Genomic DNA, 25,285 nt, shown 5'->3' with positions numbered 1-25,285 from the left:
GTGCCTCGATGGTGTCCCAGGCGGCCAGGCTCACCTCCGGGGGGGGGGGGGGGGGGGGGGGGGGCGCCCCCCCGGCGCGCACCACGACCCCCCCCCCCCGGCCCAGCACCGCCACCCCCCCCGGGAGGAGGAGCCGCAACACCCCCCCCCCCCCCCCCCCCCCCCCGCGGGGGGGGCCGGGGGGGGGCCCCCCCCCCCCCCCCGGCCGCGCCCCCCCCCCCCCCCCCGCCCCCCCCCCCCCCCCCCCCACGATCAGCTGACCTGATCCCGGGTGGCCCGGGAGGGGGGTCAGAGCGGGATGTTGCCGTGCGCGCCCCGGCCGGCCGGGGTCTCCGCCAGCGCGGCCACCAGCCGGCGCTTGGTCTCCGACGGGTCGACGACGTCGTCCACGACACCGATCTCGCGGGCCCGGTTCACCCCGCCGGCGATCCGCTCGTGCTCCTCGGCCAGCTGCGCGTGCAGCGCCTCCCGCTCCCCGGGCGGGGCGGCGGCGAGCTTCTTGCGGTGCAGGATGCCGACGGCGGCCTTGGCGCCCATGACGGCCACCTCCGCCCCCGGCCAGGCGAACACCGCGTTGGCCCCCAGCGAGCGGGCGTTCATCGCGATGTAGGCGCCACCGTAGGACTTGCGGGTCACCAGCGTCACGCGCGGCACCACGGCCTCGGCGAAGGCGTGCAGCAGCTTCGCGCCGCGGCGCACCACGCCGTCCCACTCCTGGCCGACGCCGGGCAGGTAGCCGGGGACGTCGACCAGCACGACCAGCGGCACCCCGAAGGCGTCGCACATCCGCACGAACCGGGCCGCCTTCTCCGCCGAGGCGGAGTCCAGGCAGCCGCCCAGGCGCAGCGGGTTGTTGGCGATGACCCCGACGGTGCGCCCGGCCAGCCGGCCCAGGGTGGTCACGATGTTCGGCGCGAAGCGGGGGTGCAGCTCCAGGCCGGGGCCGTCCAGCAGTGCGGCGACCAGCGGCTTCACGTCGTAGGCCCGGTTGCGCTGCTCGGGCAGCAGCGCCATCAGGTCGACGGCCGGCTCGTCCTGCGCGGGGGCGAAGCTGCCCTGGGCGGCCAGCAGCTCGACCGCGGTGCGGGCGGTCTCCAGCGCCGCGGGCTCGGTGTCGGTCACCACGTGCACGACGCCGGAGCGCCGGCCGTGGGTGTCCGGCCCGCCCAGCTGCTCCTGGTCGACGACCTCACCGGTCACCGACCGGACGACGTCCGGGCCGGTGACGAACACCCGGCCGGCCGGGCCCATGATCACCAGGTCGGTGAGCGCCGGACCGTAGGCGGCGCCGCCGGCGGCCGCCCCGAGGACCACGGAGATCTGCGGCACCCGCCCCGAGGCCCGCACCATCGCGGCGAACACCTCGCCGACCGCGTGCAGGGCGGTGACGCCCTCGGCAAGCCGGGCGCCGCCGGAGTGCCAGATGCCGACGACCGGCACCCGCTCGCGCAGCGCGGTGTCGATGGCGTCGACGATGTGCCGGCAGCCGTCGACGCCCATCGCCCCGCCCATGATCGTGGCGTCGGTGCAGAAGGCGATCGTGGGGGAGCCGGCGACGGTGCCTCGCCCGGCCAGCGCCCCGGAGGTGTCGCGGGCGGCCAGCAGCTGCAGCGACCCCGGGTCGAAGAACCGGGCCAGCCGGTCCTCGGGGTCCCGGGGGTCGACCGTGGCGACCGGCGGCGCGGGGGTGGCGGTGGTCATGAGCAGCTCCTCAGAGCGAGTGAGGGTTCGGGGGCCTTCGTCAGGCCGTGGTGAAGACCAGGGCCATGTTGTGGCCGCCGAACCCGAAGGAGTCGTTGAGGGCGGCGGAGAACGAGGCCTTGCGTGCCTCGCGGCGGACGATGTCCAGCGACTGGACGGCGGCGTCGTCGTCGGGGTCGTCGAGGTTCGCCGTGGCCGGCACCAGCTGGTCGCGCAGCGCCAGGATGGTGAAGACCGACTCCAGCGCCCCAGCTGCCCCGAGCAGGTGCCCGGTCTGGCTCTTGGTGGCGGTGACCAGCGGGTGGTCGCCGATGGCGGAGTGGATCGCGGCGGCCTCGGCGGTGTCGCCGATCGGGGTGGAGGTGGCGTGCGCGTTGACGTGGCCGATGTCGGCGGGGGTGAGCCCGGCGTCCCGGATCGCCGCGGCGATCGCCCGGCCGGCGCCCTCGCCCTCGGGGTGCGGGGCGACCAGGTCGTAGCCGTCGGCGGTGGCTCCCGCCCCGGCCAGGCGGGCGTAGACCTGCGCACCGCGGGCCTTGGCGGCGTCGGCGCGCTCGAGCACCAGGGCGCCGGCCCCCTCGCCGAGGACGAAGCCGTCCCGGCCCTTGTCGAAGGGCCGGGAGGCACGCTCGGGCTCGTCGTTGCGGGTGCTCATCGCGCGCATGGCGGCGAAGCCGGCCATCGGCAGCGGGTGGACGCAGGCCTCCGTGCCGCCGACGACGACCATGTCGGCGCGGTCGAACCGGAGCAGGTCCAGGCCCCAGCGGATCGCCTCGGCGCCCGAGGCGCAGGCGCTCACCGGGGCGTGGACGCCGGCCTTGGCACCGACGGCCAGCCCCACGGCGGCGGCCGGGCCGTTGGGCATGAGCATCGGGATGGTGAAGGGGGAGACGCGCTTGGGGCCCTTGGCCTCCAGGACGTCGTCCTGGTCGAGCAGGGTGACCGCACCGCCGATGCCGGTGCCGAAGACGACGGCGATCCGCAGGGGGTCGACGCCGGAGTCGGCACCGCCGGCGTCGCGCCAGGCCTCCTCGGCGGCGATCACGGCGACCTGCTGGCTGCGGTCGAGGCGGCGGGAGCGGACCCGGTCCAGCTGCTCGGACGGCTCGACGGCGAGCTGCGCGACGAGCTGGGCGGGGAAGTCCGCCGCCCAGTCGTCGGTCAGCCGGCTCACCCCGGACCGGCCGGCCAGCAGTGCCTCCCAGGTGGAGGCGACGTCACCACCGAGGGGCGTGGTGGCGCCGAGCCCGGTGACGACGACGTCGGCGGTGGGCGTGCTCATGAGTTCCTCCTGGGACTGGCTGGCCGGACGGCCGGGGGCAGAGCGGATGGAACGGCCACCCTTCAGGGGCCCGCGCCGAGCCTGCGAGGCGTGGGGGGAAGGGTGGTCCTGCTACTGGTTCTTCTCGATGTAGGACATGGCGTCACCGACGGTCTTGATGTTGCCGAGCTCGTCGTCGGGGATGGCCACGCCGAACTTGTCCTCGACGGCGGTGGCGATCTCCACCATCGACAGCGAGTCGACGTCGAGGTCCTCGGTGAAGGACTTCTCGGGGGTGGCGTCGGCCGGGGCGACGCCGGCCACCTCCTCCAGGATCTCGGCGAGGCCGGCCTGGATCTCTGCGGTGCTGGGCACGCGGGGTCCTCTCTCTGACTGGGGGATGGCGGGGCCGGGTGGCTCCGCCGTCGACCGGGACGGGCGTCCCGGCGAGGTCACTGGTGTATCAGGGCAGGCGGAGCACCTGGCCGGCGAAGGTCAGCCCGGCGCCGTAACCGAGCACCAGGGCCAGGTCACCGCTCTCGGCCTCGCCGGACTCCACCAGCGCGGTGAGCGCCAGTGGGATCGAGGCGGCGGAGGTGTTGCCGGACTGCACGATGTCGCGGGCGATGACGGTGTCCTCGCCGAAGCCGAGCTTCTTGGACATCGACTCGATGATCCGCAGGTTGGCCTGGTGCGGGGCGAAGACGTCGATGTCGGCGGCGGTGACGCCGGCGGACTCCATCGCCTCCTCCAGGGTGGCGGTGAGCCTGGTGGTGGCCCAGCGGTACACGGCCTGGCCGGCCATCGTCATGGTCGAGCGGCCGGCGGCGATCTCGATGGCGGTGTACTGGTCGCCGTCGCTGCCCCAGGCGACCGGTCCGATGCCGGGCTCCTCGGACGGCCCGACCACTGCGGCGCCCGCGCCGTCGGCGAAGATCACCGCGGTCGAGCGGTCGGTGAGATCGGTGACGTCGGTGAGCCGCTCGACGCCGACGACGAGGACGTGCCGGGCGTCGCCGGCGCGGATGGCGTCGGAGGCCATGCCCAGCGCGTAGCAGAACCCGGCGCAGCCGGCGTTCAGGTCGAACGCGCCCGGCCGGGGGATGCCCAGCCGGTGGGCGACCTGCGGGCCGATGCCGGGGATGGGGGCCTGCAGGCTGGCGCTGGCCACGATGACCAGGTCGACCTGGTCGGGGGCCAGTCCGCTGGCCGCCAGCGCCTTGCCGCCGGCGGCCACGGCCATCTCGACGAGCGTCTCGTCCTCGGAGGCCCAGCGGCGCTCGGCGATCCCGACCCGGGTCTGGATCCACTCGTCGTTGGTGTCCATGACCGTCTCGAGCTCGGCGTTGGTGACCCGACGCCGCGGCCGGTAGCCGCCCAGGCCGAGGATCTGTGCGCCGGGCGCCCCCTCACGCAGCTTGATGGTGCTCACGGCTGGACCTCCGGGTAGAGACGGGCGATCGGGTCACCGGCGTCGACGAGGTCGCCGTCGGCCACCAGCCACTCGGCGAGGACGCCGTCGTAGCCGGCGGAGACGTGGACCTCCTCGCGGCGGCTGCGGATGCAGCCGAGCGGGGTGCCGGCCGGCAGGTGGGTGCCCTCGGCGACGTCGGCGGGGTTGACCGTGCCGCGGGCGGGGGCGACGACGACCCGCCAGTCGGGGGAGTGCTCGGCCTCGGCGCGCCCGCGCTCGGCGGCGATGAGCTCCCGTGCACGGTCGAGGTCGGCGGGCTTGGAGAGCGCCAGCACCTCGATGTCGGCGCCCTTCCACTCGCGCTTGGCCAGGCCGGCGAGTGCACCCGCCGGCGGCAGCTCCAGGACGGCGGTGACGCCGAGGTCGCGCAGGGTGGCCAGGCACGCGTCGAAGCGCACCGGGCTGGTGACCTGGGTGACCAGCCGGGAGAGCACCTCGGCGCCGGTGTTGACCGCGGCGCCGTCGGCGTTGGACAGCAGCAGCCGGCTCGGGTCGGCCGGGCGCAGGCCGCCGACCAGGCCCTCGAGCTCCTCGCGGGCGCTGGCCATGTAGGAGGTGTGGAAGGCGCCGGCCACCGACAGCGGCATGATCCGCGCCTTCTCCGGCGGGTCGGCCTTGAGCGCGGCGAGCCCGTCCAGCGACCCGGCGGCGACCACCTGGCCACCGCCGTTCATGTTCGCCGGGGTCAGCCCGTGCCGCTCGATCGCGGCGAGCACCTGCTCGGGGTCGCCCCCCAGCACCGCGGACATCCCGGTCGGGGTCTGCGCGCAGGCCCGGGCCATCGCCCGGCCGCGCACCGCGGTCAGCGCGATCGCCGCCTCGACGGAGAGCACCCCGGCCAGCGCGGCCGCGGTCAGCTCGCCCACGGAGTGCCCGGTGATGACGACGTCGCGGCCGGTGGCGGGTGCGTGCACCACCGGACCCGGCATCCCGCCGAGCTCGCGGGCGATGAACAGGCTCATCGCCACGACGAGCGGCTGGGTGACCGCGGTGTCCTTGATCGCCTCGGCGTCCCCGGTCGTGCCGAGCTCCAGCAGGTCGGCGTCGGCGATCGCCCCGGCCCAGCGGAAGAACGGCTCCGCGCCGGGGAGGTCGAGCCAGTCGGTGAGCATCCCGGGCTTCTGGGCACCCTGTCCGGGGGCGAGAACGGCCAGCACGTGACAACCCTGGCAGGTGCCGGGCCCCGGCGGAGCCGGAAGACCCACGAATTACCGCGGTCGGTCTTTGGAGGAACCCTCCAAAAGAGGGTCCTCAAACCGCTTCCAGCAACCGGCTGTGGTGGGCGAGGCCACAATGGCCGGTCGGCTCAGTGCCAGAGCGAGCGGGCGCCCTCGAGGCGGGTCAGGGCCAGCGCCAGCTGCAGGGTCCACGCCCCGCGCGGGTCGGTGATGGAGCAGCCGGTCAGCTCGGTGGCCCGCTTGAGCCGGTACCGGACGGTGTTGGGGTGCACGAACAGCGCCCGCGCCGTCCCCTCCAGGTTGCCGCCGTGGGCGAGCACCGCCCGGACGGTCTCCAGCACCTCCCCGCCGGCGGCCTCCAGCGGGCCGGCCACCCGCTCGGCCAGCGCCGTCCGGGCCACCGGATCGCCGTCGAGGGCACGCTCGGGCAGCAGCGCCTCGGCGTCCACCGGGCGGGGTGCGTCCGGCCAGGCCGCCGCGGCGCGCAGCCCGGCGAGCGCTGCGGCCGCGGACTCCCCGGCGCGGGCGAGCGAGTCGACCTGCGGGCCGACGACCACCGGCCCCGGGCCGAACTCCCGGCACACCCGCTCCGCCACCTCGGTCAGCCGGTCGACGCCACCCAGGACCACCACCAGCTTGTCCGCGTGCACCCCGACGAGCACCTCGCTGCGCAGCGAGCGGGCCGCGCGCCGGACGCCGGCGCGGGAGTCCCGCTCGGCCGGGGGCGCGGCGCCCACCAGCACCAGCACCGGGCCGGTGGTGGCCCAGCCCAGCGCGGCCGCCCGGCCGGGCAGCTCCTCGGAGCGGTCGCCGCGGACCAGGGCGTCGACGACCAGGGCCTCCAGCCGGGCGTCCCATGCGCCGCGGTTCTCGGCGAAGCTGGCGTAGACGTGCGCGGTCGCGAAGGCGACCTCGCGGCTGAACTGCAGCACCGCCAGCCGGAGCGGTTCGGCCTCGCCGGGCTCGGCGACCTGGCCCACCCGGGCCTCGACCACCTCGACGGTGACCTTGATCAGGTCGACGGTCTGCTTGAGCGGGACGGCGCGGGCCAGCTCCCGCGGAGCGGCGCCGAAGACCTCGCCGGTCAGCCGGGGCGGCCGGCCGGGGTTGCGGCACCACTCGACCAGGGAGGCGATGCCCGCCTGGGCGACCAGGGTCACCCAGGACCGCTGGTCGGCCGGCATCGCCCGGAACCAGGCGAGCTCCTCGTCCATCCGGGCGACCGCCTGCGTGGCCAGCGAGCCGGAGGCGCGCTCCAGCCGGCGCAGCGTCGCCTCGGACGGGCGCACGCGCGTGGGACGCGCCGGGGTGGTGTCCTCCACGGCGGCAAGGGTGTCACGGCGGCGTCGGTCGGGGACCCTGGAGCCCGTGCACACACCTCATCCGGACCTGGTGGCAGCGTGAGCGGGCTCGACTCGCGGGTGCTGCTGGACCCGGCCGACGGTTCGCTGGGCCCGCTGCTGCGGCTGGCCGACGACCGGCTGCCCGGGGGAGCGGGCTACGGCCGGCACGCCCACCGGGACGTCGACGTGGTCGCGGTGGTGCTGCGCGGCTCGGTGCGGCACGCCTGGGGCCGGGAGGCGGTGGCCGGCCCGGGCGACGTCGCGGTGCTGCGCGCCGGCCGCGGCCTGGAGCACGACGAGGTGGCCGGGGCCGACGGCGCGCACGTGGTGCAGACCTACCTGCGCGCCGCCGCGCCCGGGGCGACGCCGGCGCACGACGTGCTGCTGCGCCCCACCGGCTGGGTCGACCTCGGCCGCGCCGACGCCCGGTTGTGGCTCGGTACGGCCGGACCGGACGTGCCCGCCGGGCTGCGGGTCGTCGTGCGGGACGACGAGGTGACGGCCGCCGTCGGGGAGGGGTCGGTACCGGGTCCCGGCGTCGTCCTGGTCTGGCGGCTGGACGCCGCCCGGCCCGCCTGGGCGGACTGAGCTACCCCGGGTGGTGAGCCTTGCTACAGACTGGCTCGCATGCCTGCCGACGCACCCGCCGCTGACCTGTTCGCCGCCGCCCGCGCCGACGCCGACCGGACCCTCGACCTGCGTCGCCGGTTGCACCGCCGTCCGGAGATCGGCCTGCACCTGCCCGAGACCCAGGCCGCCGTCGTCGAGGCCTTCGCCGGCCTGCCGGTGGAGCTGACCACCGGCACCACCACCAGCTCGGTGGTCGGCGTGCTCCGCGGCGCCCGGCCCGGGCCCACCTACCTGCTGCGCGCCGACATGGACGCGCTGCCGGTGCAGGAGGACACCGGGCTGCCCTTCGCCTCCGAGGTTCCCGGGGTGATGCACGCCTGCGGCCACGACACCCACGTGGCGATGCTGCTCGGCGCGGCCCGACTGCTCGCCGAGCGCCGCGACGCCCTCGCCGGGCAGGTCGTGTTCATGCTGCAGCCGGGGGAGGAGGGCTTCCACGGGGCCCGGTTCATGCTCGAGGAGGGGCTGCTGGACGCCGTCCCCGAGGCGCCGGTCAGCGGGGCGTTCGCGCTGCACATCTCCACGATGTTCCCGACCGGGACGATCAACGTCCGGTCCGGCCCGATGATGGCCTCGGCCGACCAGTGGACGATCACCGTCCACGGCCGCGGGGGGCACGCCTCCACCCCGCACCTGGGCGCCGACCCGGTGCCGGTGGCCGCCGAGATCGTGCTCGCGCTGCAGTCGATGGTGACCCGCACCGTCGACGTGTTCGACCCGGCCGTGGTCACCGTCGGCCACCTGGAGGCCGGCACCACCGACAACGTCATCCCCGACTCGGCGCTGCTGCACGGCACCATCCGCACCCTGTCGGCGGAGCGGCGCGCGCAGGTGCTGGCGGCGGTGCAGCGGGTCGGCGAGCACGTCGCCGCCGCCCACGGGCTGACCGCGGTGTTCGAGCGGATCGAGGGCTACCCGGTCACCGTCAACGACGCCGGCGTCGCGGCCGCGGTCACCGGGACCGCCGCCGCGGTGCTCGGCGCGGACGCCAGTCGGGTGATGCCGGTGCCGCTGATGGGCGCGGAGGACTTCTCCTACGTGCTGGAGCGGGTGCCCGGCGCGATGGCCTTCCTCGGCGCCTGCCCGCCCGACCTCGACCCGGCGACCGCCCCGGGCAACCACTCGAACCTGGTGGTCTTCGACGAGGACGCGCTGCCCGCCGGGGCGGCCCTCTACGCCCAGATGGCGCTCACCGCCCTCGCTGGCTGACCTGGGTCACGCCGGTCCACCTGACGTTGAGCCGCGCCGCGGCACGGCTCAACGTCAGGTCGCGCGGCTCCACCCGGGCGCCGGCCGACCGGGAACGCGGAACGGCCCGCCTCCCGTGCGGGGAGACGGGCCGTTCACGGCGCCTGACGGCGTCAGGTGGCCGGGTGCTCGTCCGTCCGCTCCTCGGCCGGGGCCTTCTCCTCGTCGCCGACCTGGTACTTCTCGACCGCCTGCCGGACGACGTCGCGCTCGATCTCGCCGCGCTGGGCCAGCGACGCCAGGGTGCGGACGACGATCGACTCGGCGTCGACCTGGAAGTGCCGGCGCAGCGCCGGGCGGGTGTCGGACAGGCCGAACCCGTCGGTGCCCAGCGACGCCAGGCCACCGGGCACGAACGGCGCGATGAGGTCGGGGACCGCCTTCATCCAGTCCGACACCGCCACGATCGGGCCGGGGGCGTCGGTCAGCTGCCGGGTCACGAACGGCACCCGGGGCTCCTCGGCCGGGTGCAGCAGGTTCCACTCGTCGGCCTCGACGGCCTCCCGCCGCAGCTCGGTCCAGGAGGTCACCGACCACACGTCGGCGGACACCCCCCAGTCGTTGGCCAGCAGCTCCTGCGCCCGCAGCGCCCACGGCACGGCCACCCCGGAGGCGAGTACCTGGGCCTTGGTGCCGTCCTCCAGCTGCGGACCCTCGGCGTAGCGGTACATGCCGGCCAGCAGGCCGGTGACGTCCAGGTCCTCGGGCTCGGCCGGCTGCTGGTAGGGCTCGTTGTAGATCGTCAGGTAGTACATGACGTTCGGGTCACGGTGCCCACCCAGCGGCGCGCCCGGGTCGTTGCCGTACATCCGGGCCAGGGCGTCCTTGGTGATGTGCCCGACCTCGTAGGAGAACGCGGGGTCGTAGGTGACGACGGCGGGGTTGGTCGCCGCCAGCAGCAGCGAGTGCCCGTCCTCGTGCTGGAGGCCCTCACCGTTGAGGGTCGTCCGCCCGGCCGTGGCGCCCAGCAGGAAGCCGCGGGTCATCTGGTCGGCGGCCGCCCAGATGGAGTCGGCGGTGCGCTGGAACCCGAACATCGAGTAGAAGATGTAGATCGGGATCATCGCCTCGCCGTGCGTGGCGTAGGAGGTGCCCGCGGCGATGAACGACGCCGTGGAGCCGGCCTCGTTGATCCCCTCGTGCAGGATCTGCCCCTGCTCGGACTCCTTGTAGGCCAGCATCAGCTCGCGGTCGACCGAGGTGTAGTTCTGCCCGTGCGGGTTGTAGATCTTCTGCGTCGGGAAGAGCGAGTCCATCCCGAAGGTGCGGGCCTCGTCGGGGATGACCGGCACGAACCGCGGACCGAGCTCCTTGTCCTTGATCAGCTCCTTGAGCAGCCGGACGAAGGCCATGGTGGTGGCCACCTCCTGCTTGCCCGAGCCGCGCTTGAGGACGTCGAAGGCCTTGTCCTCCGGGGTCTTCAGCGGCTTGTGCTCCGAGCGGCGGCGCGGCACCGAGCCACCGAGCTGGCGGCGCCGCTCGAGCATGTACTGCATCTCGGGGGAGTCCGGGTCGGGCTTGTAGTAGGGCGGCAGCGTCTTGTCCAGCTGCTCGTCCGGGATCGGGATCTCCAGCCGGTCGCGGAAGCCCACCAGGTCCTCGGCGGTCAGCTTCTTCATCTGGTGCGTGGAGTTGCGGCCCTCGAAGTGGCTGCCCAGCGTCCAGCCCTTGATGGTCTTGGCGAGGATGACCGTCGGCTGGCCCTTGTGGTCCATCGCGGCCTTGTAGGCGGCGTAGACCTTGCGGTAGTCGTGCCCACCGCGGGCGAGCTGCCAGACCTCGTCGTCGGTCATGCCCTCGACCAGCTTGCGGGTGCGCGGGTCGCGGCCGAAGAAGTGCTCGCGGACGAAGGCGCCGTCCTCGGCCTTGTAGGTCTGGTAGTCGCCGTCCGGCGTGCTGTTCATCAGGTTGACCAGCGCACCCTCGCGGTCGGCGGCCAGCAGCTTGTCCCAGCCGTGGCCCCAGATCACCTTGATGACGTTCCAGCCGGCGCCGCGGAAGAACGACTCCAGCTCCTGGATGACCTTGCCGTTGCCGCGGACCGGGCCGTCGAGGCGCTGCAGGTTGCAGTTGATGACGAAGGTGAGGTTGTCCAGCTCCTCACGCGCGGCCAGCCCGATCGGGCCCAGCGACTCCGGCTCGTCGGTCTCGCCGTCGCCGAGGAAGGCCCACACGTGCTGGTCGGCGGTGTCGGCGATGCCGCGGTTGTGCAGGTAGCGGTTGAACCGTGCCTGGTAGATCGCGTTCATCGGGCCCAGGCCCATGGAGACGGTGGGGAACTCCCAGAAGTCCGGCATCAGCCGGGGGTGCGGGTAGGACGACAGCCCGCCGCCGGGGTGGCTGACCTCCTGACGGAAGCCGTCGAGCTGGTGCTCGCTCAGCCGGCCCTCGAGGAAGGCGCGGGCGTAGATGCCGGGGGAGGCGTGCCCCTGGAAGTAGATCTGGTCGCCGCCGCCGGGGTGGTCCTTGCCGCGGAAGAAGTGGTTGAAGCCGACCTCGTAGAGCATCGCCGACGACGCGTAGGACGAGATGTGACCGCCGACGCCGATCCCCGGCCGCTGCGCGCGGTGCACCATGATCGCGGCGTTCCAGCGGATGGCGTGGCGGATCTTCCGCTCGGCCTCCAGGTCGCCGGGGAACCACGGCTCCTGCTCCGGCGGGATCGTGTTGATGTAGTCGGTGCTGCGGAGCGCGGGGACGCCGACCTGCTGCTCGCGGCTGCGCTCGAGCATGCGGAGCATCAGGTAGCGCGCGCGGTTGCGGCCGGCGTGGTCGACGACCGCGTCGAGGGACTCCAGCCACTCCTGGGTCTCGTCCGGGTCGGTGTCGGGGAGTTGGCTGGCCCGCCCGTCGGTGATGACCGCGCGGGGGGTGCCGGTGGTGCGGGCGGGGTCTCCGTCCGACTGCTGCGGTGCGCTCATGCCCCACATCGTCCCCTGTCGGGGTAGCGCGCGTCACGCGCCCCGCCCGACGCGTCCTGCAGGACGGGATCCGGGGGCTCCCGGAGCGGCCCGGGACGGGGCGGCGGGCACCCGATGAGCCGGTCGGCTATCGCTCGGGGCCCCCGAACCAGCAGACTGTCGGTCCACCGGCACCGCGCGGGGCGTGTGACCGTGCGCCGGAGCGCCGGAACCGATCTACTGGGACACATGGAGGACGAGCAGGGATGAGCGTCGACTCGGGCAGCACCAGCATGGCTGCCCGGCTGGGGATCAAGCCGGGCATGGTCGTGCAAGAGCTCGGCTGGGACGAGGACGTCGACGACCAACTGCGCGACTCCGTCGAGGAGCTCTCCGGCAGCGAGATGGTCGACGAGGACTCCGACGAGGTGGCCGACGTCGTCCTGCTGTGGTGGCGGGAGGAGGACGGCGACCTGATCGACGCCCTCGTCGACTCGATCGCCGCGCTGGCCGACGACGGCGTGGTGTGGCTGCTGGTGCCCAAGTCCGGGCGTCCCGGCCACGTGGAGCCCGGTGACGTCACCGAGGCCGCCCCGACGGCCGGGCTGCAGCAGACCTCGAGCATCTCCGCGGCCAAGGACTGGTCGGGCATCCGCCTGGTCACGCCCAAGGCCGCCCGCCAGCCCCGCCGCTGAGGAAGGACCCCGTCCTCCTCATCCCTCGCACGCTCGGGACGAGCCTCTGGACGGGGCCGACGGCGGGGCCCTGCGAGGGGGCCGTTCCAGCACGTCAGGCGCTGCGGCAGGATCGGGGGCGTGAGCCTCTCCGTCGGTGACGTCGCGCCCGAGTTCAGCCTGCCGGACCAGGACAAGCAGCCGGTCTCGCTGAGCGGGCTGCGCGGCTCCCCGGTGCTGGTGGTCTTCTACCCCTTCGCGTTCTCCGGCACGTGCACCGGCGAGCTCTGCCAGCTGCGCGACGACCTCGCCACCTACAGCGCGGCCGGCGTCCAGGTCGTGGCGATCTCCACCGACCCGGTGTTCAGCCTCAAGGCCTTCCGCGAGAAGGAGGGCCTGCAGTTCCCGCTGCTGTCGGACTTCTGGCCGCACGGGGCGACCGCGCAGGCCTACGGGGTGTTCAACGAGCGGGCCGGGATGGCGCTGCGTGGCACCTTCCTGGTCGACGCCGAGGGCGTGGTCGCCTTCACCGAGGTCAACCAGCCCGGTGACCCGCGGGCGCAGTCGGGCTGGAAGGACGCGGTGGCCCGGCTCGCCGCCTGATCCCGGTGGCCGGGCCGGGCACCTAGGCTGGCCACACGGGCGCGTAGCTCAGCGGGAGAGCTCTCGCCTTACAAGCGAGCGGTCGCAGGTTCGATCCCTGCCGCGCCCACCGGCCTTCTGGAACCGGTTCGTCACCCTCCCGGGGTGGCCCGGCTCAATGCGACGCACGGCACAGCCGATGGCAGTGTCGTGCTGCACAGACGGACGACGACGCGACGCCGCCCCCGCCCGGGCCTCGGCCGCGGTGTCCCGCTGTGGGTCTACCTGACCGCGCTGACCGTGGTGCCGTTGCTCGGTGCGGCCGCCCTCACCACGGCGTTCACCCGGGCGAGCATCGCCGAGGCGGCCAGCGCTGCCCGCGCCGAGGAGGCGGTCGGGGCGCTCGCGCACCTGGACACCGCACGCAGCAGCGTGGAGCAGGAGATCCTGCCGACGCTGGCGCTGGCCGTCATCGACCGGCCCGGCACCGCCTCTGCCCTGGGGCTGCCCGTCTTCCTCCTGGCCCAGCAGCGCTCGACGGCGCTGGAGACGCTGCAGACCGCCCGGGAGACCACCGATCAGGCCCTCACCCAGTCCGCGCGCGGCACCTACGGCGCCGACGCGGCGGTGCGGGTGCGCGCCCAGCTGGCCACGCTGCGCGAACGGGCGGACACCTTCACCGTGACCGTCGAGGGCATCTACCTCGGCTACCTGGCCATCTCCAACGACCTGGTGCAGACCCAGCGCGCGGTGGCCTCCGAGGCCAGCGCCGAGGGGCTGCCGGCCCGCACCCAGCGGGCCATCCAGGACGTGCAGATGGTGGCCCAGCTGGCCACCACCGCGAGCCGGCAGACCCCGCTCTACCTGGGGGCCGTGTTCGGTGACAGCGGCACGCTGATCGGCTCGCAGCTGGCCTGGGAGACCGGGTGGCTGGCCTACAACGACGCCCAGGAGCAGATGGAGGCCCTGTCCCAGCCGTCCCTGCAGGCCGCCTGGCGGGAGGTGCGCGGCGCGGACGTGTCGATGACGCTGGACCAGCTGCTCGGCCCCACCGGCGACGGCGGCCGGCCGGCGGCGCCCGACGTGGCCCGGATGGTCTCGCTGCTGTTCCAGAGCAGCGACCGCGACGGCCTGCTCAGCGGGCTGGTGCACACCGCCGCGGACGCCGCCCGCGCCTCGGCGGCAGCCGACCGGGACCAGGCGGTCGACCGGCGCAACCGCACGCTGGCCGCCGGCGTGGTCGTGCTGCTGGCCTCCCTGCTCACCGTGGCGCTCGTCGGCCGGGCGGTGGCCCGGGCGCTGCGCGACCTCGCCGGGCAGGCCGGGCAGGTCAGCGAGGGGTCGCTGGTGCAGGTGCAGGTGGCCGGACCGCGCGAGGTCCGCACCGTCTCGGCCGCGCTGGCCTCCGCGGTGGCCAGCCTGCGCCGGGTGCAGGAGCAGGCCCGCGCCGTGGCCCGGGGCGACCTGGACAACGCGCTGCTCGCCGAGCCGCTCCCGGGGCCGCTGGGCGAGGTCGTGCACGCCTCGGTCCGCCAGATCGTGAGCTCGGTGCGCCAGCGCGAGGAGCTGCAGTCCGCGCTGGCCCACCGCGCCGCCCACGACCCGCTCACCGAGCTGCCCAACCGCGCCCAGGCGATGCAGCTGACCGAGTCGGCGCTGTTCCGTGCCCGCCGCTCCGGTGCGATGACCGGGCTGCTCTTCGTCGACCTCGACGGCTTCAAGGCCGTCAACGACACCCACGGCCACGCCAGCGGCGACGAGGTCCTGCGCACCGTCGCGGGCCGGCTGGAGGCAGCCGTGCGCTCGGGGGACGTCGTCTGCCGGCTGGGCGGGGACGAGTTCGTCGTCCTGGTCGAGCCGGTGGAGACCGAACGCGACCTGCTCGAGCTCGCCGAGCGGCTGATCGCGGTGGTCAGCCAGCCGATCGTCACCGCCGACCACGAGCTGCGGGTCGGGGCCAGCATCGGCGTCGCGGTCAGCCGGGACGCCACCACCGACGCCGACGTGCTCTTCGCCGAAGCCGACGCGGCGACCTACCGGGCCAAGCGGCACGGCCGCGGCCGGGCCGAGGTCTTCGACGAGACGCTGCGCGCGCAGCTCGCCGAGCGGGCCGAGCTGGAGGCGGCGGTGGCCTCGGGGCTGGCCGCGGGGGAGATGCTGCTGCACTACCAGCCGGTGGTCGACGCCCGGACCGGGCAGCTCGCCGGCTTCGAGGCGCTGGTCCGCTGGGACCGGCCCGGGGTCGGCATGGTGGCTCCGGACGTGTTCGTCCCGGCCGCCGAGGGTTCCCGGCTGATCTGCGACCTGGACCGCTGGGTGCTGCACGAGGCCACCCGGCAGCTGGCCGAGTGGCGCCGCAGCGTGCCGCTCCTCCCGGGGCACCCGGAGCCGACGGTGGCGGTGAACATCTCCGGCCGGCACCTCGCCGACCGGCAGGTCGTCACCGACGTCGCCGACGCCCTGGCCGCCTCGGGTCTGCCGGCCCACCTGCTGGTGCTCGAGGTGACCGAGACCGTGCTGGTCGACGACCCGGTGGCGATCGACCACCTGGTGGCGCTGCGGGAGATGGGCGCGGCGATCGCCATCGACGACTTCGGCACCGGCTACACCTCGATCGGGCAGCTGCGGCACATGCCGGTGGACACCCTGAAGATCGACCGCAGCTTCGTCGCCTCGACCGACCCCGGCTCCGGCGAGCTGGTCGCGCTGATGATCCGGGCGGCGCACACCTTCGGCCTGACCGTCGTCGCCGAGGGCGTCGAGGAGCCCGAGCAGCTGGACCGGCTGCGGGCCGAGGCCTGCGACCACGCGCAGGGCTTCCTGCTGCACCGCCCGCTGCCGGCCGCCGCGGCCGAGGGGCTGCTGGCCCGGGCGGCGATCCCCGCCCCGCGCTGAACCGCACGGGCCGGCCGGCGCTCAGTCGTCGGTGCCGCGCACCCCGGCCCACCGGCCGGGGGTCGTCTCCCGGACCAGCCGGCGGGCGGCGTCGACCTCCCGCGCCACCAGCGCGAGCACGCCCTCGGCGTGCACCTCGGCGTCGTCGGGCAGGCGGTGCTCGCGCAGGTCCTGCTCCAGCTCCCGGACGGCCTTGCGCAGCACCGCGACCTGGGCGGGATCGGGGACGGGTTCCCCGGCGCGCAGCTCGATCACCGCCTCGGTGACGGCGTCGGAGGTGCGTTCCAGCTGCACGATCACCGGCCACCAGGCGGCTGCCCGGGTGCTGACCGGCGGTGGTTCGGCCAGCCGCCGCTGCAGCTGGGTCTGCAGCTCGGCCAGCGCCCGGTAGCTGGCCCGCCGGGCACGACGGGTCGCTTCCGGGCTGCCGGTGAACGCAGCGTCGACGAACCGCTCCAGCGCCAGGATCGCGGCGCGCAGCGCGTCGTCCAGCGGTGCCCGCCAGGTCTGCGGCCACAGCAGGTAGCCGAACACCAGCACGATCCCGCACCCGATCAGGGTGTCGACCAGCCGGGCGCCGACCAGGCCGGCGCCCATCGGGGTGGCCAGGTCCAGCAGCAGGATGATCAGCGGGGTCTGGAACACCGAGAACAGGCCGAAGCTCCCGCTGCGCGCCCAGGGCAGCGCGGCCGCCGACAGGGCCAGGGGGAGCAGGATCCAGGCGTCCCGGGAGAGGAAGGTGAGCAGCACGGAGCCGATCAGGACGCCCAGCAGCGTGCCGGCACCGCGGTGCACGGCCCGGGTGAACACCGAGCCGTAGTCGGGCTTGAGCACGATCGCCACGGTGAGCAGCACCCAGTAGGGGCGCTCGATCGGCAGCGTCTGGCGGGCGATCTCGGCGACGGTCATGCAGAGCGTGAGCCGGACGACGAACGCGCGGGAGTCGGCGTCGCCGACCGTGCGGTCGACCAGGTCGCGGAGCCGGGCCCGGCGGTCGACCTGCGGGCGGGGGACCGCGGCCGAGGCCCGCTCCTCCGGGTCGCCGACCACGTTCCACACCAGCCGGATGCCGTGCCGGACGGCGCGCCGCTGGGGCGGCCCGTCCTCCACCGGGGGCGGCCGCTCCCCGGCCAGTGGCCGGCGCTCGCTGACCGCGGTGGCCAGTGCGTGGGCGGCGCCGATGTCCCGGGAGTCGGCGGTCACGCCGGTGCGGGCGCTGGCCACCGCCGCCTCCACCAGGGGCGCGGCCGAGTTCAGCACGCCGGCGAGCTCACCGAGCTCGGCGCTGCGCCCCGCCGAGCGGCTGCGGGCGTGGATCACCCGGTCGTAGCCGGTGTTGAGCGCCAGGGTCAGGGCCCGGCGGGCCGCCTCGGACCGGTCGGTGCCGACCGACTCCAGCAGCTCGGCCACCCGGGTGAAGACCGCGCCGACCGCGGCCCGGTCGGGGTCGACCGGCTCGGTGCGGGCCTGCAGCAGGACGGCGAGGGTGCCCAGCGCGGCGCCGGCGAGGAACCAGCCGACCTCCGCGGCCGGCGGCAGCGGGGTCGTCAAGCCGGAGGAGATCGCGGTGTAGACCAGCAGTTGCAGGGCGCCGAGGGACAGGGGTGCGCTGACCGCGCTGATCAGCGCCGCGAGCGCGGACACCACGGCGAGCAGCAGCACCGGCGCCCAGCCGCCGCCGGTGAGGGCCTGCCCGACCACCAGGCCGAGCCCACCGAGCAGCGACGCGGCGGCGACGCGGCGCAACCGGATGCGCAGCGGCCCCTGCTGCGGGGCGAGGGTGGCCGCGAGCGCGCCCATGGTGCCGAAGACGCCGGCGCCCAGCGCGCTCCCGGACGTCCCGCCCACGGCCAGCGCGACGGCGAGCGGGGTGGGGACCACGACCCCGAACCGGACGACGTCGCGCCACGGGACCGAGGGGTGGTTGGTGCGCACCAGCTCCTCGAGCCACGCCGGCGCGCGCAACCCCCTGTCCACCACGGCCCAACCCTGCCACCCGGAGGCGGCGTGCCGCGGCAGGGCGTCGCACACTGGACGCCGTGCCACGCCGCGGATCCCCCTCGTGACGAGACCCGGCACCCCGAGCGGCACGGCGCACGACCGGGCGGCCTCCGGTGGCTGGCTGCGCCGCCTGACCGGCTACTGCCTGCGCCACCGCCGCGACCTGTTCGGCGCCTTCGCCGCCGCGCTGGCCGGCTCGGTGATCGCCGCGCTGGTGCCGCTGCTCACCCGGGAGGTCGTCGACCGGGTGGTCGCCGGTGCCGACGGCCCGGGCGGCGTCGACGTCACCCCGTTCGTCGTCGCGCTCGTGCTGGCCGGCGCGTTCCGGTTCGGCGCCGGGTTCGTCCGCCGCTACCTCGCCGGTCGGCTCTCGCTGGACGTGCAGATGGACCTGCGCAACGACGTGCACTCCGCCCTGGCGCGGCTCGACGGCCCGGGGCAGGACCGGCTGCAGACCGGGCAGGCGGTGAGCCGCTCGATCAGCGACATCACCCTGGTCCAGGGGCTGCTGGCCTTCCTGCCCAACCTGACCGGCAACGCGCTGCTGTTCGTCGTCTCGCTGGGGGTGATGGCCTGGCTGTCGCCGCTGCTGACGCTGGTGGCGCTCGCCGTCGGGCCGGCGCTGTGGTGGCTGGCGCTGCGCTCGCGGCGGGACCTGTTCCCGGCCAACTGGGCCGCGCAGCAGCAGGCCGGCGTGCTGGCCGGCGACGTGGAGGCCGCGGTGTCCGGCGTCCGTGTGGTCAAGGGCTTCGGCCAGGAGGACCGCGAGCTGGACCGGGTCGACGGCGGGGCCCGCACCCTCTTCGGCGCGCGGATGCGGGTGGTGCGCTTCACCGCGCACTACAACCCGCTGCTGCAGGCGGTACCGGCCCTCGGGCAGGTCGGGGTGCTGGCGCTGGGCGGGTGGCTGGCGCTGCGCGGCTCGATCAGCCTGGGCACCTTCCTGGCCTTCGTCACCTACCTGGCGGTGCTGGTCTCCCCGGTGCGGCAGCTGGCCGCGGTGCTCACCATCGGCCAGCAGGCGCGCGCCGGGGTGGAGCGGGTGCTGGAGGTCATCGACACCTCCCCGACGCTGGTCAGCGGCTCCGCCCCGCTGCCCGACGGGCCGCTGACCGTCGAGCTGGACGACGTCACCTTCGGCCACGACCCCGGCCGGCCGGTGCTCGCCGGGGTGTCGCTGCGCATCGAGCCCGGGGAGACCCTGGCCCTGGTCGGCAGCTCGGGCTCGGGGAAGTCCAGCGTGGTGACCCTGCTGCCGCGCTTCTACGACGTCTCCGCGGGCGCGGTGCGCGTCGGCGGGGTGGACGTCCGGGAGCTGGACACCGCCGCGCTGCGGGCGGCGCTGGGCGTGGTGTTCGAGGACAGCTTCCTCTTCTCCGACACCGTGCGGGCCAACATCGCGTTCGGCCGGCCGGACGCCACCGACGACGACGTCCGCGCCGCCGCCCGCGCCGCCCAGGCCGACGGGTTCATCGAGGCGCTGCCGCAGGGCTACGACACCGTCGTCGGCGAGCAGGGGCTCACCCTCTCCGGCGGGCAGCGGCAGCGGGTCGCGCTGGCCCGGGCGCTGCTGCCCGACCCCCGGGTGCTGGTGCTCGACGACGCCACGTCCGCGGTCGACGCGGCGGTGGAGGCGCGGATCCACGCGGCGCTGCGCACGGCGGTGCAGGGGCGGACCACGTTGCTGGTGGCGCACCGCCGCTCCACGCTGGCGCTGGCCGACCGGGTGGCGGTGCTCGACGCGGGCCGGGTGGTCGACGTCGGCACGGTGGCGGAGCTGGAGGAGCGCTCCGCGCGGTTCCGCGCGCTGCTGTCCGGCGCGGTCGAGGACCTGCCGGAGCTCGCACCCGCGCACCCGGCGGGCACCACCCCGGCGGCCTGGCCCGAGGCGCCCCCGGCCGTCGAGCACGACGGTCCGCCGCGCGCCGCCGCCGGCTCGATCGGCGGGCGGGGCTCGGCGATGGCCGCGGCGGCGCCGACCCCCGCGCTGCGGGAGCTGGTCCGGCGACTGCCGCCGACCAGTGACGAGCCCGACGTCCCCGCGGACCGCGCCAGGGCGCCCGAGCCGGACTTCACCCTCCGCGGCCTGCTGCGCCCGTTCCGCTGGGTGCTCGCCGCCGCGCTGGGGCTGGTCGCGATGGACACCGCCGCCCAGCTCGCCGTTCCCGCGCTGGTGCGCGAGGGCGTCGACGACGGGATCACCGCCGGGTCGCTGCCGCTGCTGCTCGCCATCGCCGGGATCGCGCTGGCCGTCGTGCTGGCCGACGTCGTCGCCGCCCGGGGCGCCGCCTGGCTGACCGGCCGCACCGGCGAGCGACTGCTCTACACGCTGCGGGTCAAGACCTTCGCCCAGCTGCAGCGGCTGGGGCTGGACTACTACGAGCGCGAGCTCGGCGGCCGGATCATGACCCGGATGACCACCGACGTCGACGCGCTGTCGGCGTTCCTGCAGAACGGCCTCACCACCGCGGTGATCAGCGCCCTCACCCTGGTCGGGGTGCTCGTCGCGCTGTTCTGGTTCGACGTCGAGCTCGCGCTGGTGCTGGTGGCGTCGCTGCCGGTGCTGGTGGTCGCCACGGTCTGGTTCCGCTCGCGGTCGGTGCCGGCGTACACGGAGGCCCGCGAGCGGGTCAGCGCGGTCAACGCCCGGCTGCAGGAGGACGTCGCGGGCCTGCGGGTCACCCAGGTGTTCGCCCGCGAGGCGCGGTCGACGGCGGTGTTCCGGGAGCGGGCGCGGGAGTACCGCGACGTCCGGCTGCGGGCGCAGCGCTACATCGCCACCTACTTCCCGTTCGTCGAGTTCCTCTCCGAGGTGGCCGCGGCCGCGGTGCTCGCGGTCGGCGCCGCCCGGCTGACCGCGGGCTCCATCACCCCCGGCGTGCTGATCGCCTTCGTGCTGTACGTGAACACCTTCTTCTCCCCGGTGCAGTCGCTGTCGCAGGTCTTCGACAGCTACCAGCAGGCCTCGGTGGGGCTGCGCCGGCTGCGCGACCTGCTGCGCACCCCGACGTCCACCCCGGCGGCGGCCGACCCGCGCCCGGTCGGCCGGCTGCGCGGTGAGGTGCGGCTGGTCGACGTCACGTTCGCCTACCGCGGGGCGCCCGCCCCTGCGCTCCGCGACGTCTCGCTGACCGTGGCCCCGGGGGAGACCGTGGCGCTGGTCGGGGAGACCGGCGCGGGCAAGTCGACGGTGGTGAAGCTGGTCGCCCGGTTCTACGACCCGACGTCCGGCGCGGTGTGCGTCGACGGCGCGGACCTGCGGTCGCTGGACCTGCTGCAGTACCGCGCGCGGCTGGGCGTCGTCCCCCAGGAGGCCTACCTGTTCGCCGGCACCGTGCGCGACGCGATCGCCTACGGGCGGCCCGACGCCAGTGACGCGGAGGTCGAGGCGGCCGCCCGCGCGGTCGGCGCGCACGACATGGTCGCCACGCTGCCCCAGGGCTACCGGACCCGGGTGGGGGAGCGCGGGCGGTCGCTGTCGGCCGGGCAGCGCCAGCTGCTCGCACTGGCCCGCGCGGAGCTGGTCGACCCCGACGTGCTGCTCTTCGACGAGGCGACCGCGTCGCTGGACCTGGCCACCGAGGCGGCGGTCACCCGGGCGGCCGACGCCGTCGCCCGCCGGCGGACGACGCTGGTCGTCGCGCACCGGCTGACGACGGCGGCGCGCGCGGACCGGGTGGCGGTGCTGGACGGCGGGCGGATCGTCGAGGTCGGCCCGCACGCCGAGCTGCTGGCCGCCGGCGGCCCCTACGCGGCGCTGTGGGCCGCCTTCACCGCCGACGAGGACGCCGCGCCGCTGCTCACCTGAGCCCGTTCAGTCCAGCCGCCACGTCATCAGTGCCATGCCCAGCGGGGACCAGACGGCCGCCAGGCCGGCGAGGCAGGCCAGGGTCACGAGCACCAGCCCGACGGTCACTCCCGGGGTGCCCCGGCGTGCCCGGGAGCCGAGCCGGGGCAGCGCGCCGGCCAGCAGCACGAGCAGCAGCCCCATCGGCGTGAGCAGGAGGGAGAACAAACCGCCGGCCTGGACGAGCCCGCCGAGCGTTCCCCGCGGCCAGAGGTCCTTCGGGTCGTGCGCACCGCTGGTCAGCTCGGCCAGCGGCAGTGCGTCCAGGTCGTTGACGTAGTACGGCACCAGGACGCCGGCCAGCCAGGGCGCGAGCGCCAGTCCGGTGCCAGCGGCGAGCAGGGCGACCGTCCGGCCGCGCGCCGGGCGGGGCGTGGTGGTGTCCGTCTCCTGCACCGCGGTGCTCATGCCGTGGACGGTGACAGGTGCGGCTCGTCCTGACCAGGGAGCCCGCACACCGTTCACCTGCTCGGGGCCGCCCGGACCACTCCGGCCCGCAGCACTGTGCGGCAGGCACCCAGGTCGGGGTGATCCTGGGCAGCGGGCGCACATCGCTCGCTCGGGAAGTCGATGGCCCGACATGTCAGGGTGCCGACATGTCGACCGGTCGCCACGAGGTGCGGATCGCCGAGCCGGCCGACCTGCCGGAGCTGCCGGCCGTCGAGGCGGCCGCTGACGAGCTGTTCGTCCCGCTCGGCGTCACCGGCCTGCCCGCGCCGGCCACCCCGGCGGAGCGCGCGGCGGCCTGGCGGGTGCTGGTGGTGGGCCGCCCGGTCGTCGGGTTCGCCGTCCTGGAGCGGCTCGACGGCGCCGTCCACCTGGAGCAGCTGTCCGTGCACCCCGCGCACGGTCGCCGCGGTCACGGGTCCGCGCTGCTGGCGGCGGCCGTCGAGCAGGCCCGGGCGGCCGGCGCCGACCGGGTCACGCTGCTCACGTACGCCGACGTCCCCTGGAACGCACCGTTCTACGCCCGGCACGGCTGGCGCCTCCTGGACGTGCTCACCCCGGGGCTGGCCGGGCTGCGCCGACGCGAGCAGCAGCTGGGCCTCGACCGCCACGGCCGTCGGGTGGCGATGGTGCGGCTGCTCACCTGACGTTGCAGCGGGCGGTGGGTGGGGCACAACAGGTCCATGACGTCGAACACCGCGGACCTGCAGACCGACCGCACGCTGGGCGAGCTCGAGGTGGTGCACGAGTTCACCGACGGGCCCATGCCGACCGGCGTCTCCGTGTCGCACACCGGCCGGGTGTTCGTGAACTTCCCCAAGTGGGGCGACGAGGTGCCGGCCACCGTCGCGGAGATCCGCGACGGGCAGGTCGTGCCCTTCCCCGACCAGGCGTGGAACTCCCCGGCCGGGGACGACGACCGCGAGGCCTTCGTCAGCGTGCAGAGCATCGTGGTCGACCCGGCGGACCGGCTCTGGGTGCTGGACACCGGCTCGCCGCTGTTCCAGCCCACCCAGGTGGGCGGACCGAAGCTCGTCTGCGTCGACCTCGCCACCGACACCGTCGTGCAGACGATCGTCTTCCCGCGCGAGGTCGCGCTGGAGGCCACCTACCTCAACGACGTCCGCTTCGACCTGCGCCGCGGCGAGGCCGGCGTCGCCTACATCACCGACTCGGCCGACTCGGGTGAGAACGCGATCATCGTGGTCGACCTGGCGACGGGGGAGTCCTGGCGGCGGCTGCGCGACCACCCCTCGACCAAGGCCGTCACCCCGCCCGAGCTGCTCCTCATGGTCGAGGGCCGGCCGTTCCTGGAGCAGCCCGAGCCCGACGCCGAGCCCCAGCCGGTGGCGATGGGCGCCGACGGGATCGCCATCTCCGCCGACGGCGCCCGGCTCTGGTACTGCCCGCTGGCCGCTCGGCACTGGTACAGCGTGTCGACCGACGCGCTGGTCGACCGGGCGCAGGACGACGCCGCGGTGGCCGCGACCGTCGTCGACGAGGGCGACAAGGGCTGCGCCGGCGACGGCCTGGAGACCGACGACGCCGGCAACCTGTACGCCACCGCCGGTGAGCAGAACGCGATCCTGCGCCGCCGTCCCGACGGGGCGATGGAGACCGTCGTGCACGACCCGCGGCTGCTGTGGCCCGACACCATGTCGGTGGCCACCGACGGGCACCTCTACGTCACCGCCAACCAGCTGCACCGGCAGTCCCGGTACAGCGGCGGTACCGACCTGCGCCGGTACCCCTACGTCCTGTTCCGCACCCCGATCGGGGCCGGCCCCGTCCTGCTCCGCCGATGACCACCACCGCCTCCGGGGGCCGCCGCACCCTCGATACATCGCGCACAACAGGCCGCCCCGCGGGAGCTGACCTACAGTCCGAACTCGTGGCGCTGCCGATGGGTGAGGACGGGACGACGACGGTCCGGGCGCTGCCGCTGCCCGGGGCGCCGCTGGCCGAGGTGGTCGCTGCCCTCGAGGCCCGGTACGACCCGGTGCTGGCCGAGGGCTGGGACGCCGTCGGCCTGGTGTGCGGCGACCCCGAGGAGGCCGTGCGGTCGGTGCTGTTCGCCGTCGACCCGACCGCGGCCGTGGTCGACGAGGCGATCGCCACCGGCGCCGACCTCGTCGTGACCCACCACCCCCTGCTGCTGACGCCGGTGCACGGCGTCCCGGCCGACGACCCCAAGGGCCGGCTGGTGCACCGGCTCATCCGCGCCGGCATCGGGCTGTTCGTCGCGCACACCAACGCCGACCGCGCCGCCGACCACGGCGTCAACGACGCGCTGGCCGCCGCGCTCGGCCTGGCCGGCACCGCCCCGCTGGAGCCGGTGGGCGCGCCGCAGACGGACACCCTGGTCGCCTTCGTGCCGGTGGCCGGTGCGGACCGGCTCGCCGACGCCCTGTCCGAGGCCGGGGCCGGGGTGATGGGCGACTACACCCGCTGCGTCTGGCAGACGACCGGGACCGGCTCGTTCATCCCGGGCGGCGACGCCCACCCGGCGATCGGCTCGGAGGGCCGGCTGGAGCGGGTCGCCGAGGCGCGCCTGGAGATGGTCGTGCCCCGGCACCGCCGCGCCGCCGTGCTGCGGGCACTGCAGGAGTGGCACCCCTACGAGGACCCGGGCTACGCCTTGTTCGAGAACTCGGCGACGCCGTCCCGCGCCGGGCTCGGGCGGGTCGGGGACCTCCCCGAGCCGACGACCCTCCGCGCGTTCGCCGAGCGCGTCTCCCGCGCGCTGCCGGCCACCCCGGGCGGTGTCCGGGTCGCCGGTGACCCCGACCGCGAGGTCCGCACCGTCGCCGTGTGCGGCGGCAGCGGTGGGTCGCTGCTGGGTGCGGCGACCGCCGCCGGGGCCGACGTCTTCCTCACCAGCGACCTCAAGCACCACGCGGTGTCCGAGGCGCAGGAGGTCCCCGGCCCCGCGCTGGTCGACGTCGCGCACTACGCCTCGGAGTGGCCCTGGCTGCCGGTGGCCGGCGAGCTGCTGGACCGCGACCTGGGCGGCCGGGTGCGGGTCGCGGTCTCCGAGCAGCGGACCGACCCGTGGACCTGGCGGGTCCCCAGCGCCCCGTCCGATCGGTGACCGCCCCCGCGCC

18 protein-coding genes and 1 tRNA gene are annotated in these 25,285 nt (G+C 75.4%); 10 read left to right on the top strand and 9 right to left on the bottom strand.

All coding sequences use genetic code 11. The features are described from left to right. Positions 1-288: 288 nt before the first annotated feature. The 6 genes from ACI795_RS06430 to ACI795_RS06405 form a co-directional block, all read right to left on the bottom strand. A complete protein-coding gene (locus ACI795_RS06430) occupies positions 289-1,701 on the bottom strand; it encodes an acyl-CoA carboxylase subunit beta (RefSeq protein ID WP_457074488.1) in 1,413 nt (470 codons plus the stop codon). Between the two features lie 40 nt (positions 1,702-1,741). Continuing rightward, positions 1,742-2,983, bottom strand: a complete 1,242-nt coding sequence (locus tag ACI795_RS06425) for a beta-ketoacyl-[acyl-carrier-protein] synthase family protein (RefSeq protein ID WP_457074486.1) — start codon at positions 2,981-2,983, stop codon at positions 1,742-1,744. A 111-nt stretch (positions 2,984-3,094) separates the two neighbouring features. Then, positions 3,095-3,337 (bottom strand): acyl carrier protein, encoded by a 243-nt coding sequence (locus ACI795_RS06420; RefSeq protein ID WP_457069497.1) that lies wholly within the window; start codon positions 3,335-3,337, stop codon positions 3,095-3,097. An 88-nt stretch (positions 3,338-3,425) separates the two neighbouring features. Beyond that, positions 3,426-4,394, bottom strand: a complete 969-nt coding sequence (locus tag ACI795_RS06415; RefSeq protein WP_457074484.1) for a beta-ketoacyl-ACP synthase III — start codon at positions 4,392-4,394, stop codon at positions 3,426-3,428. Then, positions 4,391-5,593, bottom strand: coding sequence for an acyltransferase domain-containing protein (locus ACI795_RS06410; protein WP_457074483.1), 1,203 nt, complete (start codon positions 5,591-5,593; stop codon positions 4,391-4,393). Before ACI795_RS06410 ends, ACI795_RS06415 begins: the two co-directional genes overlap by 4 nt. A 149-nt stretch (positions 5,594-5,742) precedes the next feature. Next, entirely contained in the window at positions 5,743-6,936 is a 1,194-nt protein-coding gene (locus ACI795_RS06405; protein ID WP_457074481.1) for a PucR family transcriptional regulator, read from the bottom strand. A 78-nt stretch (positions 6,937-7,014) separates the two neighbouring features. Here ACI795_RS06405 and ACI795_RS06400 point away from each other — a divergent pair, with 78 nt between their 5' ends. Together ACI795_RS06400 and ACI795_RS06395 are read left to right on the top strand one after the other, a co-directional pair. Then, positions 7,015-7,545, top strand: a complete 531-nt coding sequence (locus ACI795_RS06400) for a pirin family protein (protein WP_457074479.1) — start codon at positions 7,015-7,017, stop codon at positions 7,543-7,545. A 39-nt stretch (positions 7,546-7,584) separates the two neighbouring features. Next, positions 7,585-8,796 (top strand): M20 metallopeptidase family protein, encoded by a 1,212-nt coding sequence (locus tag ACI795_RS06395; RefSeq protein WP_457074477.1) that lies wholly within the window; start codon positions 7,585-7,587, stop codon positions 8,794-8,796. A 152-nt stretch (positions 8,797-8,948) separates the two neighbouring features. On the opposite strand, the gene aceE is transcribed toward ACI795_RS06395, so the two are convergent. Next, entirely contained in the window at positions 8,949-11,756 is a 2,808-nt protein-coding gene (gene aceE, locus ACI795_RS06390) for a pyruvate dehydrogenase (acetyl-transferring), homodimeric type (RefSeq protein WP_457074476.1), read from the bottom strand. Positions 11,757-12,001: 245 nt separating this feature from the next. Here aceE and ACI795_RS06385 point away from each other — a divergent pair, with 245 nt between their 5' ends. From ACI795_RS06385 to ACI795_RS06370, 4 genes are all read left to right on the top strand, one after another. Further along, positions 12,002-12,430, top strand: coding sequence for a DUF3052 domain-containing protein (locus tag ACI795_RS06385; RefSeq protein ID WP_457074474.1), 429 nt, complete (start codon positions 12,002-12,004; stop codon positions 12,428-12,430). 120 nt (positions 12,431-12,550) lie between these two features. Beyond that, the gene (locus tag ACI795_RS06380; RefSeq protein WP_457074473.1) at positions 12,551-13,012 is read left to right on the top strand and encodes a peroxiredoxin; all 462 of its coding nucleotides are present in this window, start codon (positions 12,551-12,553) and stop codon (positions 13,010-13,012) included. Between the two features lie 37 nt (positions 13,013-13,049). Further along, a tRNA-Val gene (locus tag ACI795_RS06375) sits at positions 13,050-13,121 on the top strand. 80 nt (positions 13,122-13,201) lie between these two features. After that, the gene (locus ACI795_RS06370; RefSeq protein WP_457074471.1) at positions 13,202-15,886 is read left to right on the top strand and encodes an EAL domain-containing protein; all 2,685 of its coding nucleotides are present in this window, start codon (positions 13,202-13,204) and stop codon (positions 15,884-15,886) included. Between the two features lie 21 nt (positions 15,887-15,907). Here ACI795_RS06370 and ACI795_RS06365 read toward each other — a convergent pair whose 3' ends face one another. Next, positions 15,908-17,866 carry an FUSC family protein gene (locus ACI795_RS06365; RefSeq protein WP_457074470.1) on the bottom strand — a complete coding sequence of 653 codons (1,959 nt, stop codon included), beginning with the start codon at positions 17,864-17,866 and terminating at the stop codon, positions 15,908-15,910. Between the two features lie 82 nt (positions 17,867-17,948). Here ACI795_RS06365 and ACI795_RS06360 point away from each other — a divergent pair, with 82 nt between their 5' ends. Further along, positions 17,949-21,695: an ABC transporter ATP-binding protein gene (locus ACI795_RS06360; RefSeq protein ID WP_457074469.1), complete on the top strand. Its 3,747-nt coding sequence runs from the start codon at positions 17,949-17,951 to the stop codon at positions 21,693-21,695. A gap of 6 nt (positions 21,696-21,701) precedes the next feature. Here the strand turns inward: ACI795_RS06360 and ACI795_RS06355 are convergent, their stop codons facing one another. Continuing rightward, positions 21,702-22,142: a hypothetical protein gene (locus ACI795_RS06355; protein WP_457074468.1), complete on the bottom strand. Its 441-nt coding sequence runs from the start codon at positions 22,140-22,142 to the stop codon at positions 21,702-21,704. 188 nt (positions 22,143-22,330) lie between these two features. Between ACI795_RS06355 and ACI795_RS06350 the strand changes: the two genes are divergently transcribed. From ACI795_RS06350 to ACI795_RS06340, 3 genes are all read left to right on the top strand, one after another. Further along, positions 22,331-22,828, top strand: a complete 498-nt coding sequence (locus ACI795_RS06350) for a GNAT family N-acetyltransferase (RefSeq protein WP_457074466.1) — start codon at positions 22,331-22,333, stop codon at positions 22,826-22,828. Between the two features lie 36 nt (positions 22,829-22,864). Then, positions 22,865-23,986, top strand: coding sequence for an L-dopachrome tautomerase-related protein (locus ACI795_RS06345; protein ID WP_457074465.1), 1,122 nt, complete (start codon positions 22,865-22,867; stop codon positions 23,984-23,986). Between the two features lie 86 nt (positions 23,987-24,072). Next, positions 24,073-25,272 carry a Nif3-like dinuclear metal center hexameric protein gene (locus ACI795_RS06340; protein WP_457074464.1) on the top strand — a complete coding sequence of 400 codons (1,200 nt, stop codon included), beginning with the start codon at positions 24,073-24,075 and terminating at the stop codon, positions 25,270-25,272. Positions 25,273-25,285: the final 13 nt, after the last annotated feature.

The organism is Modestobacter sp. SYSU DS0290 (assembly GCF_054050955.1).
This window is presented reverse-complemented; position numbering and strand designations above follow the sequence as displayed.